At 75.4% G+C, this 12837-nt stretch carries 2 protein-coding genes; both read right to left on the bottom strand.

Annotated features, from left to right (window positions below):
- Nucleotides 1-28 precede the first annotated feature (28 nt).
- Nucleotides 29-3853 carry a type I polyketide synthase gene (locus AFM16_RS31045; RefSeq protein WP_245177841.1) on the bottom strand — a complete coding sequence of 1275 codons (3825 nt, stop codon included), beginning with the start codon at nt 3851-3853 and terminating at the stop codon, nt 29-31.
- 16 nt (nt 3854-3869) lie between these two features.
- The gene (locus AFM16_RS31040; protein WP_078635718.1) at nt 3870-12587 is read right to left on the bottom strand and encodes a non-ribosomal peptide synthetase; all 8718 of its coding nucleotides are present in this window, start codon (nt 12585-12587) and stop codon (nt 3870-3872) included.
- Between the last annotated feature and the right edge of the window lie 250 nt (nt 12588-12837).

Here is a 12837-nt window from a genome sequence, read left to right as displayed (position 1 = left end):
CTGGTGGAAGGGTCGGGGCGGGCGGCGGTCAACCGGCGTTCCGGCGCAGTGCCTTGGCGACCGCCGCGCCGATGAGGGCCATCGGGGCGGGCTCGGTCATCTCGTAGTGGCCGCAGGGCACGGCGTGGTCGTCGAACGAGCCGTCGACCCAGGGGCGCCAGGCGTCGGCCTTGCCGGGGGCGAGCGAGAGGTCGTCGCCGGTGCCGGGGGCGTCCTGGGTGGCGCTGAAGAACAGCACGTCGCCGTGGAACACCTTGGGCGCGAACTGCGGTGCGATGCGCAGGTTGTTGCGCATCACGGCGGCGATCGCGGCGGCCTCGGCACGGGTCACGGGGGCGGCCGTCGTCGGGTCGTCGGCCGGGTCCTCGGGGATCCGGCTCAGCACGGCATCGACATCGGCGGCACGGGTGTCCGGGCCCTGGAGGTCCAGTCCCGCCACGCGGGCCAGGAGCGCCGCCACCTGCCGTTCCGCCTGGACGGGGTCGTGGGTGGTGCCGTGCGGCTGGGGCGCGTCCAGCAGGGCGAGCAACTCGACCTCCTGGCCCTGCTCCTGGAGCGCGCAGGCCATCGCGTGGGCCACGAAACCGCCGTAGGACCACCCCAACAGCCGGTACGGGCCCTGTGGTTGGACCTCGCGGATCAGGTCCACGTACCCGGCCGTCATCGCGGCGGCGTCCGGGGCGGGCGGCCGGGTGCCGTCGAGGCCGAACGCCTGGACGCCGAACACGCGCTGGTCCGCGCCGAGATGGGGCAGGAGTCCGGCGTACCGCCAGGAGACGCCCGCACCGGGGTGGAGGCAGAACAGGGGCGTCCCGGTGCCCTCGGCGCGCAGCGGGAGCAGCGGGCGCAGGGCGTCGGGGCCGGGTGCCCGCCGGGCGGCGGTCAGCAGTCCCGCGACGGTCGGGGTGGCCAGCAGCGCGGCCGCGGGCACGTCGAGGACCCCGGTCTGGCGGAGCCGTCCGGACAGCAGCACGGCCCGCATCGAGTCGCCGCCGAGGTCGAAGAAGTTGTCGTGCACGCCGATCCCGTGGACGCCGAGCGCCTCCTCCCACAGGTCGGTGACCGCGCGCTCCTCGGCCGTGCGCGGCGCCAGGTGCTCGGTGGTCAGCCGGGGGCGGGGGACACGGGCGCCGGTCGCCTCGGGGGCGGGCGCGGGGTCGTCGTCGTGGGCGGGGGCGGTGGCGCCGGGGGCGTCGATCCAGTGCCGGCGCCGCTCGAAGGCGTACCCGGGGAGCCGGACGCGGCGGCGGTGCGCGCCGTCCGTGACATCGGGCAGCGCGGCGTCCACCCCCGCCGCCCACAGCCGGCCCAGCGCCTGTGCCAGGACGAAGCCGTCGGGGCCCTCGGCCTTGGCGTGCCGCATGGTCGTCACGGTCACCGGTGCCTCGTCCGCGAGACGGGCGCGGGCCAGTTTGACCATGCCGTCGCCGGGCCCGATCTCCACCAGGACGGGCCGGTCGCGCTCCCAGAGAGCGGCGATCCCGTCCGCGAACCGGACCGTGCGCCGGGTGTGGGCGACCCAGTGGCCGACGTCGGTGGCCTGGGCGTCGGTGATCCACGTGCCGGTGACATTGGTGACGTAGGGCACGGCGGGCGGCCGGAGCCGCAGGGTGCGCAGTCGGTCGGCGAAGGTGCCGAGGACGGGATCGAGGACGTGCGAGTGGGCGGCGGCCGGCATCCGCAGCCGCCGGAACGGCACGCCCCTGCGGGCGAGTTCGGCCTCCAGCCGCTCCACGGCCTCGGTGCGGCCCGCGACCGTACAGGCTTCGGGGCCGTTGACGGCGGCCAGCGACAGATCCGGGCCGAGCAGCGGGGCGAGGTCCTCGGCCGGGGCCGCGACACCGACGGTGGCTCCGCCGCAGGCGGCGATGAGCCGGATGCGTTCGGCGACCACGGGCAGCATCTCTTCGAGGTCCATGACACCGGCCAGGCAGGCCGCGGTGTACTCGCCGAGGGAGTGACCGATGAACGCGTCGGGGCGCACCCCCTGCTCGATCAGCGTGCGGGCGACGGCGTACTCGGTGACGACCAGGGCCAGGAACGCGTCGGTGCTGCCCGGCTCGACCCGCTCGAACAGCGCGGTGCGCAGGTCGTCGCCGGTCACCGGCCGCAGGATGCGCGCGCAGTCGTCCACCGTGTCCCGGTAGACGGCGTGGTCGCGGTACAGGCCGGCGCCCATGCCCACGTACTGGGTGCCGCCGCCCGGCAGCAGGAACGCCACCCGCGGCGGATCGTCCGGCACCGGCGGCAGGGGCGGCGCGGGCGTGCGCAACGCGGTCACGGCCTCGGCGACGGTGGTGGCGGTGACGGCCGTACGGTGGCGCAGGGCCGGGCGGTCGGTGCGCAGGGCGCGGGCGAGGTCGTCCAGACGGGTCGCCGGGTGGCGTTCCAGGTGGCGGGCGAGGGCCTCGGCCTGCCCGGGGAGGGCGCCGGCGGTGCGGGCGGAGAGGGGGAGGACGTGGCGGCGTGCGTCGGGCGCGGCCGGGGCCGGGGCCGGCGTCTCGGTGGTGGCCGGGGCCTCCTCCAGGATCACGTGGGCGTTGGTGCCGCCGACGCCGAAGGCGCTGACGGCCGCGCGCCGGGGGTGATCGGCGGCCGGCCACTCCTCCAGCGTGGTCGGCACCCGGAACGGTCCGGAGGCGAAGTCGATGAGCGGGTTGGGCCGGTCGAAGTGGAGGCTGGGCGGGATCCGCCGGTGCTCCAGGGCGAGGACGGCCTTGACGAATCCGGCGATCCCGGCGGCGGCGCCGAGGTGTCCGATGTTCGTCTTCACCGACCCCAGGGCGCAGAATCCGCGCCGGTCGGTACTCTGCCGGAACGCCTCGGTCAGCGCGGCCACTTCGATGGGGTCGCCGATGTGGGTGGCGGTGCCGTGCGCCTCGACCAGGCCGATGGTGCCGGCGTCGACGTCGGCCTCGGCCTGGGCGGCGAGGACCACCTCCGTCTGGCCGGGGGCGCTCGGCGCGGTGAAACCGACCTTGCGGCGGCCGTCGTTGTTCACCGCCGAGCCCCGGACGACCGCGCGGATGCGGTCGCCGTCGGCGAGGGCGTCCGCCAGCCGCTTGAGGACGACCGCGCCGACGCCGTCGCCCGAGGAGGTGCCGGCCGCGTCCGCCGCGAAGGCACGGCAGCGCCCGTCCGGCGAGAACGGCCCGCCGGGCACATGCCGATAGCCCAGCAGGGCCGAGGGGTTGAGGGAGACGGCGGCGGCGAGCGCGGTGTCGCAGCGGTGGTCGAGCAGGTCCTGACAGGCGGTGTGCAGGGCGACCAGCGCGGTCGAGCAGGCCGTCTGGAGCGACAGGCTGGGCCCGGTCAGGCCCAGCTCGTAGGAGATTCGAGTGGCCAGTGTGCCCAGGGAGTTGGCGGTGGCCGCGTGGACCAGCGCCACCGAACCGGGCTGCCCGGCGTAGCGGGGGTGCAGATGGCCGGGGTAGTAACGGCTGTCGCCCGCGCCCGCGTAGACCCCGGTCGTGCCGTCCCGCGCCGCGCGCAGACAGCCCGCGTCCTCCAGGGCGTGGTAGGCGGTCTCCAGCAGGAGCCGCTGCTGCGGATCGACCACCGCCGCCTCGGCGGGGCTGAAGCCGAAAAACTCCGCGTCGAAGCGGTCGATGCCGTCGATGACGGACGCCATCCGGACGAGGTTCGGGTCGTCCAGGTCGCGGGGGTCTCCGCCCGCCGCGAGGAACTCCTCGTCGGTGACGGGCCGTACGGCGTCCCGTCCGGCGGCGAGGTTCTCCCAGAACGTGTCGACGTCGTCGGCGCCCGGGAAGCGGGCCGCCATGCCGATCACGGCCACGGCGGGCGGGGCGTCGTCGTCCTGCCCGGTGAAGTGGTCCGCCATGGAGTCAGACACGGGGTCAGACACGGGGTCAGCCATCGCGCCGGTCCTTTCGTTCGCGTGCGGTGCGGTCCGCGCGGCGGGCGCCACGGGCCGCGCGTTGCCGTTGCGCCTGGGCACGGGCCTGGTCGAGCGGGGTCGACGGAGCGGCGGCCTCGGGCGCGTCCGGTACGGCGGGTGCGCCTGACACGGCCGCCAGGCCGGACAAGTGCCGCGCCAGGTCCCGTACCGTCGGGCGGGCGAACAGGTCGACCACCCCCAGCTCGCAGCCGAACGCCTCGTTGACCGCTGACCGGGCTCCGACCAGGAGCAGCGAATTGCCGCCCAGGTCGAAGAAGTTGTCGTCGCGGCCCACCCGGTCGCGGTGCAGCACCCGGCACCAGATCTCCGCCAAACGCGCCTCCAGCCGCCGCAGTTCCTCCTCGGCACCCGGGTCGGCGGCCGGCCGCGCGGTGCCGGTCGAGCGCAACACCCAGGCGCCCGCGAGGTGTTCGGCGCCCCGGGCCGCGGCGGTGTACAGCGCGCCGAGGTCGGTTCCGTCGTCCAGTCCGACGCGGGCGACGGCCCGCCGCACCTGCCGTACCGGGCCCACGACATGGCTGCGGACCCAGGGGGCGGTGCGGTCGGCGCCGATCAGCAGATGGGGTTCGTCCAGTGAGCGGGCGAAGTCGAACGAGCGCAGCGCGGCGGCGGTGTCGAGCACCCGGTAGCCGCGGGCCTCGGTGAGCGAGGTGAGGCCGTAGCCGCGGCTCATGCCGGTCTCGCGCCACATGCTCCACGCGAGGCTCTGCGCGGGCAGCCCGGAACGGCGGCGGTGCACGGCGAGGGCGTCGAGGAAGGCGTTGGCGGCCGCGTAGGCGGAGTTCATCGAGCCGCCGAACCAGCCGTTGACGGAGGAGAAGGTGACGAAGGACTCGACGGGGTGTTCGGCGGCGATCCGGTGCAGGGTCAGGGCGCCGCGCACCTTGGCGTCCAGCGCGGCCCGCCAAGTACCGGCGTCCAGGTCGCGGGCGGGCCGCTCGGCGAAGGCTCCGGCGAGATGCAGGATCGAGGTGAGCGGTACGCCCCACGCCTCGGCGGCCTCGCGTACGGCGGCCCGGACCTGGCCGGGGTCGGTGACGTCGGCGCGGGCGTGACGCACCTCGCCGAGCCGGCCCAGACGGCTCAGGAGATCGGCCCTGACCTGCCCTTCCGGACCGCCGCTCGCCTCCCCGCGGCCGATGAGCAGCACCCGAGTGCCGGGCGTGGTGCCGAGCAGATGCGCGGCGACCTCGGCACCGACGCCCCCCAGCCCGCCGCTGACCAGGTGGAACCCCTCGGTGGACGGGGGCGCGGTGCGTGGCACGGGGTCGGCGAGCGGGGCCAGTCGGCGCACATGGCGGTGGCCGTCACGGTAGGCGATCTCGGCGTCGACGGGCGGGGCCGCCGCCTCGGCGAGCAGGAAGGCGGTCGCATCACCGGCGTCTCCGTCCGGAAGGTCGACATGCACGCCCCGCAGCCAGGGGTGTTCCTCCCGCAGCGACTTGAGCAGGCCCACCGCCGGGGCGTGGGCGCAGGCCGGTGCCGGGTCGTCGGGCAGCACGGCCTGCGCGCCACTCGTCACTAGGAGCAGGGTCAACGGTGTGTCCCGGCCCTGGTCGTGACGGTCCGTCAGCGTACGGGTGAGCGCCAACAGGGACAGTGCGGGGTCGTCGTCGTCCGGTTCGGGAAGGACGACGGTCGCGTCCAGCGCGCCGAGGTGCAGTACGGCGTCCACGCCTCGCCCGTCGGCCGCGAGGGCGTCCAGGAGCCTGCCGTGGTCGTCCGCGTCGGCGGCGCGCACCCGGTAACGGGCGGCGTCCAGACGCTCGTACGCGGGACCGTCCGCCACGACGGTGCACAGTCCGCCCTCGGCGCGCAGCCGGGCGGCGACGGACGTGGCCAGCGCGGCGGCCCGGGTGCCGTTCCCGGCGAGGACCAGCGTGTGGCGTCCGGCCGGGGGCGCGGGCGGGTGCAGCAGTCCGGCGCGCTGCCACACGGGCCGCAGGAACCAGTCGGGCAGAGTGGCGGCGGTGCCGAGCAGTATCTGGGAGGCGCGGGCCCGCTCGTCGAAGTCGCCGGCCTCGAAGCCCTTGCGGAGCTTGGTGCGCTGGATCTTGCCGATCTCCGTCTTGGGGATGTCCTCCGGGGCGACCGGCAGGAGGTGGGCGGGGCTGACGCCGATCTCCCGGGTGACCGTGCCGGCGATCTCGCGCAGTGCGGCGGCCTCGTCCTGGCCGGGGGCGAGGTGGAAGAACAGGGCGAGTTCGTCGGTGGTGGCGTCGGGGTCGCTGCGCACGGCGACGGCCGCGGTGAAACTCCGTACCACGTGCGGGAGTTGCTCGACGCAGGACTCGATCTCGTGGCTGTAGTGGTTGACGCCGTTGACGATGATGACGTCCTTCACCCGGCCGGTGATGTACAGCTCGCCGTCGCGCAGGAACGCCAGGTCGCCGGTGTCGAACCAGCCGTCCTCGGTGAACGCCTCCGCGTTGGCACGGGCGTTGTCGTGGTAGCCGGGGGTGACGGAGGTGCCGCGGACCTGGAAGCGGCCGGCCTCGCCCTCGGCGAGCACGGTGTCGTGGTCGTCGACGACCCGCATGGCGAACCCGGGGTAGGGCAGTCCGCAGCTCACGAACGCCTCGTCGTGGCCCGGGGGTTCGGCGGGCAGGACGGCGTCGGTGACGACGGAGCAGGTCTCGGACATGCCCCAGCCGGGGTGCATGACGTCCTGCGGCAGGCCGAACGGGCGCAGGGTGTGCAGGAAGGCGCGGGCGGCGGAGGCGACGACGACCTCACCGGCGTTCATCACCAGCCGCATCGGCGACAGGTCCCAGGCGCGGTCCGCGAACCGGTCCGCCTGGGCGGCGAGCAGTCCGAACGCGAAGTTGGGCGCCCAGGTGACGCTGACCCGGTGCCGGTCGGCGAGGTCCATCCAGCGCGTCGGGTCCTCCAGGATCCAGGAGGTGGGCGCGTGGATCTGGCGGCAGCCGAGGTAGACGTCCCGCAGATGGAACATGACGACGCCGGTCACATGGTCCATCGGGATCCAGTTGAGGCTGACGTCGTGCGCGCCGAGGCCGTTCGTCGCCTCGGTGGCGGCGGAGCGGGTGAGCACACCGCGGTGGGTGACGCGGACGGCCTTGGGCAGGCCGGTGCTGCCGGAGGTCATCAGCATCAGGAGCAGGTCGTCGGGGGCGGCGGGGTGCCAGTCGCGGTCCTCGGGCGCCCGGCGCAGCGCGTCGGCGGTGGTCAGCCGGACGCCGGACAGCGGCCCGTCGTCGGCGAGTTGCCGCAGTCCGGGCTCCTCTGCGGGCGAGGCGACGATCCACGGCCGGTCCAGCATCCGCCAGATGCCCTCCAGTTTGGTCAGGGCGGCCGAGGAGGTCTCGTAGGAGGCGGGCACGGTCAGCGGGACGGCGACGAACCCGCCGAGGACGCACCCCCAGAGCACGGCGACGAAGTCCTCGGTGTCGGAGCACTGGAGGACGACCTTGTCGCCGGGGCGCAGGCCGTGCGCGCGCAGTCCGGCGAGGACGCGGGAGGCTTCCGTGACGAGGGAGGCGTAGTCGCGGCGGGTCTCGGAGCCGTCGGCGCGGACGTGCACGATCTCGCCGTGCGCCCGTTCGGCGGCCCGGGTGAGCGCCTCGGCCCAGCCGGACACGGACGGTTCGGGCAGCGGCCCGCCCTCGCTGAGCGCCGGCACCCGCTCCCGCCGTACGGCGTCCGCGTCGGGGGCGTTGCCCGGCGCGGCCGTCGCGGTGCGGGGCGGTCCGGTGTGGACGCGGCCCAGGTCCTCGGCGAGGTCCTCCACCTCGGCCTCGGCGGTGTGGACGCCGGGGACGCGGGCGAGGAGGTCCCCCCACGCGGTGGCGGCGGTGCGGTCGACGGCGGGCAGCGCGCGCAGCGCGGCGGTGTCGAGGCCGCCGTCGGGGGTGCGCGGCAGGATGGTGACGGCGGTGATCCGGGGCGTGGCACCGGAGTTGTCGTCGAGGAGTTGCTCGACCTGGGCGGCTGCGCCCGCCCGGCCGGGCACGACGTACAGCGACGGCGGGCCCGGCGCGTCCTCGGGCGGCAGGGCGACGGCGTCCCGGACGCCCGCCACGGTCCGTGCGGCCGCGGCGAGTTCGGCCGCCGAGTCCATGGGGGCGGGGCTGCTGCCGGTGGCGGCCGGCGGGGCCGGGAGGGCGCCGACGGGCAGGCCGGGGTCGGCGCAGACCGCCGTGAGCGCGGCCGTCAGCGCCTCGGTGAAGCGGGTGACCGTGTCGGCGGCGTACAGGTCGGTGGCGTACTCGACGTGCAGGTCCAGGCCGTCGGGTGTGCCGTGCGGGTCGTGCCGTTCGAGGACGTCCACGAACAGGTCGAACTTGGCGGTGCCGGTCGCCGTGGGCCGCAGCGGGGTGCGCCGGTCGCCGAGCCGGAGCACGGCCGGTTCGTTGTTCTGGAGGGCCAGCATCACCTGGAAGAGGGGGTGACGGGCCGGGTGGCGGCGCGGGTTGAGCGCGTCCACCAGCAGGTCGAACGGCAGGTCCTGGTGGTCGAGGGCGGCGAGGTCGGCGCGGGTCGTACGGGCGAGGAGGTCCCGGAAGGCCGGGTCGCCCGCGGTGTCGGTGCGCAGCACGAGGGTGTTGGTGAGCAGGCCGATCACATCGTCCAGGGCGGGTTCCGAGCGTCCGGCGACCGGCGTGCCGATCGCCACGTCGGGGCCGGCGCCCCAGCGGGAGAGCAGGGCGCCCAGGACGGTGTGCAGCACCATGAAGAGGCTGGTGTCCTCGGTCTCGGCCAGCCGCAGCAGCGCCCGGTGCAGGGCGGGGTCCACGGTGGCGGAGACGCTCGCGCCGTGCCCCCGGGCGGTGGCGGGGCGGGGCCGGCCGGCGGGCAGGGTGCTCTCCTCGGGCAGCCCGGCCAGGGCTTCCCGCCAGAACGCGGTGAGGTGCGCGGCGCGGCCCGGTCCCCCGGGGCCGGGGTCCAGCACCCGGCGCTGCCACAGGGCGTGGTCGGCGTACTGCACGGGCAGCGGTTTGCCGTGCGGTGCGCGGCCCTCGCGGCGGGCCTCGTAGGCGGCGCTCAGATCGTCGGCGAAGGGACGCAGCGACCAGCCGTCGGCGGCGCTGTGGTGGAACACGATCAGCAGGGTGCGGGTGTCACCGCTGCCGAACACCCCCGCCCACAGGGCGCTTTCACGGGTGAGGTCGAACCGGCGCCGCGCGGCGGCGGCGACATGCGCCCCCACCTCCTCGCCCGGACAGTCCACGACCCGCACCTCGGGCCGCAGCGCACCGGGTGGCAGGATCCGCTGGTACGGCTGCCCGTCGGGACGGTCGCCGTCGGCGATGACCGTCCGCAGACTCTCGTGCCGGTCCACGACGTCGGCCAGGGCCGCGCGCAGCGCGTTGTCGTCCAGCGTGTCGTGCAGGGGGACGACCAGCGGGATGTTGTAGGTCGCGGCGGCGCCGTCGAGGCGGTCGAGGACCCACATGCGTTCCTGGGCGTAGGAGAGGGGTACGCGCTCGGGGCGCGGGCCCGGTTCCAGTGCGGGCAGCGGGGGTGCGGTCGTGGCGTCCGCGGCGAGGCGGGCGGCGAGCGCGGCCGGGGTGGGGGTGTCGAAGAGGACGGCCAGCGGGATCTCGCGGCCGGCCTCGACCCGTAGCCGTGCCAGCAGGCGTACGGCGAGCAGGGAGTGGCCGCCGAGTTCGAAGAAGCTGTCGTCCACCCCGACGGAGTCGGCGGGCAGCCGCAGCACCTCGGCGAACAGGGCGCTTACGAGGGCCTGTTCGGGGGTGGTGGGGCGCTGGGCGGCGGGCGCCGGGGTGAACTGCGGGTCGGGCAGGGCGCGGACGTCGAGCTTGCCGTTCGCGGTCAGCGGCAGCGCGTCCAGCAGGACGGTCGCGGCCGGGACCATGTGGGCGGGCAGCCGTTCGGCCAAGTGGGCGCGGAGGAGGGCCGGTTCGGGCGGTTCGGCGCCGTCCCCCGTGTCCGGGACGGCGTAGGCGACGAGCCGGGTCTCCCCGTCCTCGGCGGGCCGGGGTACGACGGCCGCGGCGGCGACGGCGGGGTGGGCGGCGAGGACGGCCTCGATCTCGCCGGGCTCGACGCGGAACCCGCGGATCTTCACCTGCTGGTCGGCGCGCCCCACGTAGCGGAGCAGGCCGTCGGCGGTGCGGCGGGCGAGGTCGCCGGTGCGGTACATCAGCGCGCCGGGCGGCCCGTACGGGTCGGGCAGGAAGCGTTCGGCGGTCAGCTCGGGCCGGTCGAGGTAGCCGGGGGCGACGCCGGCCCCGGACACGTACATCTCCCCGGTGACACCCGGCGGGACGGGCTTCCCGGCCGTGTCGAGGAGGTGGACGCAGAGGTCGGCGAGCGGCACGCCGATCACGCCGTTCCGCTGCCGGTCGTCCAGGTCGGCGGGGGTGAGCCGGTGGTGGGTGACATGGACGGTCGTCTCCGTGATGCCGTACATGTTGACCAGCGCGGGCCCGTCGAGCCCGTACCGCTCGGTCCAGGGCCGCAGCCGCTCGGGGCGCAGCGCCTCGCCGCCGAAGACGACGTACCGCAGACCGGCGCAGGGGTCGCCGGGTTCGTCGAGGTCGGCGCGGATCAACTGCTCGAAGGCGGACGGCGTCTGGTTGAGGACGGTGACGCGCTCGGCGCGCAGCAGCCGCAGGAAGTCGCGCGGCGAGCGGCTGACGTCGTACGGCACCACGACGAGCCGTCCGCCGTGCAGCAGCGGCCCCCAGATCTCCCAGACGGAGAAGTCGAAGGCGTACGAGTGGAACAGCGTCCACACGTCGTCGGCGCCGAAGTCGAAGTGCTCGGCGGCGGCCGCGAAGAGCCGCAGGACGTGCGCGTGCGGGATCGGTACGCCCTTGGGGCGGCCGGTGGAGCCCGAGGTGTGGATGATGTAGGCGATGTCGTCGGGGCCGGTGGCGCCGGTGCGTTCGGCGTCGGTGAGGTTCCCGGCCGGGCGGCCGGCGAGGTCGTCGTCCGTCTCCGGGGTGCCGAGCACGACGGTGGGCGCGGGGACCGGCGGGAGCGTGGGGGCGGTGCCGGTGTCGGTGACGAGGACGGCGGGCGGGACGTCCTCGGTGACCAGGCGCAGCCGTTCGGCGGGGTGCCCGGTGTCCAGGGGCAGATAGGCGGCGCCGGTCTTCAGGACGGCGAGCAGGGCGACGACCAGACGGGTGGAGCGGGGCAGCGCGAGCGCCACGACGCGGCCGGGTCCGGCGCCGTGGCCGGTGAGCAGCCGGGCGAGGCGGTTGGCCTCGGCGTTGAGCGCGGCGTAGCCGAGGGTCTCGCCGTCGTAGGTGAGGGCGGGCGCGTCGGGTGTCCGGGCGGCCTGTTCCTCGAAGCGGGCGGTGAGGGTGGTGGTGACCGGGTAGGAGCGTGCGGGCCGGGTGGCGGGCTCCTCCCCCGGCAGCAGCAGCGTGAGGTCGGCCACCGGCGACTGGGCGTCGGCGGCGGTGAGTTGGCGCAGGAGGTGCAGGAACCGCCGTAGGTGCAGGTCGAGTTCGGCCTGTTCGTAGACGGCCGGGTTGGCGTCGAAGGCGATCCACAGGCCGCCGGGTTCGGCGCCGGGACGGACGGAGATCTGGAGGTCCTCGACGGCGCCGCCGGACAGGTGGTGGGAGGTCGAGGGGTGCCCGGCGAAGACCAGGTCCTCGGAGAAGGGCACGATGTTCACGACCGGGCCGTGCACCCGGTTTCCGGCGCCCAGCAGGCCGAGGTCGCGGCGGACGGACTCGCCCCGGTACTGCTGGTGGGCGCGTAACGCGCGCAGTTCGGCGGCCACGTGCCGGAGCAGGTCGCCGACCGGGGCGAGGGGTTCGGTGCGGATCCGCAGCGGCAGGATGTCGGAGGCGGTGCCGGGGGTGCGCAGCGCGGCCGAGCCCGGCCGGCTCATGGTGGCGAGGCCCAGCACCAGGTCGTCGGCGCCGGTCATGCGGTGCAGGTAGGCGGCGACGGCCGCGACGACGAGGTCCGTGCGGGAGACCTCCGACGCGCCTGCGGTGAGCGCCAGTTGGGCGGCCTCGGCGGGGGTGAGGTCGCATGTGGCGCGCAGGAAGGGGGCGGTGGGGGGCGCGGTGTGCTCGGTGAGCCGTACGGGGGCGGGCAGTCCGGCGAGCCGGGCGGCCCAGTGGTCGCGGTCGCGGGTGTGGCGCGGGGAGGCGAGGTAGGACTCCTCCTCGTCCCGCAGCCGGGTGACCGACTCGAAGCGGGACGGCGGCGGTTCCTCCCCGGCGGCCAGGGCGCTGTAGGTGTCGGCGAGCCGGCGGGCGACGAGCTTGTAGCTGTAGCCGTCGAGCAGGATGTGATGGGCTCTCAGGAACCACAGATGGCGGTCGGGGGCGACGGTGATCAGCGCGTGCGAGAACAGCGGCCCGGTCACCAGGTCGCAGGGGATGGCGAGATCGCGCCGGATCCAGTCCTCGGCGGCGGCCCCGGGGTCGGGTTCGGCGCTGACGTCGACACGGTGCAGCGGCCAGTCACCGGGATCCTCGGCCCGTTCGGCGCGCGGCCCGTCCGGGGTGTCGGCGAAGCGCAGCGCGAAGGTGTCGGCCTCCGCCACGGTCCGCCGCAGCGCGGTCTCGAACAGCTCCGGGTCGACCGGCCCGTGGATCTCCACGTACTCACCGGTGTTGTACGCGGCGGCGTGCTGCGCGAGCCGCCCGGCGAACCACAGTCCCTCCTGGGCTCCCGACAGCGGTCGACGTTCGTGCTCGTGGACTGACATGGCACCAACCCTCAACTGGCGAGCGGGTGTTCACGCGCCCCGCCCGCCCGTCCGGCGGGCGGCCGGGGGCGGGTGAAGCCGGAACAGGCGTACGCGGCACCACCGGCCGCCCGCGCACCGGACCGACGCGCCGGGGCGGCACGCGGTGAACTCGGTGGCGGAAAGGCGGCACGGTGGCCGAAATAGCGGCACGGTGGCCGTGAATGGCGTAAGGAAACGGATGCGCCCGACGGCGCGGGAATCGTCTGGT

Origin of the sequence: Streptomyces antibioticus (genome assembly GCF_002019855.1) — a bacterium.
Classification (GTDB): Bacteria; Actinomycetota; Actinomycetes; order Streptomycetales; family Streptomycetaceae; genus Streptomyces; species Streptomyces antibioticus_B.
The sequence above is the reverse complement of the archived record's forward strand: the minus strand, read 5'-3'. Positions and strand labels throughout refer to the sequence as shown.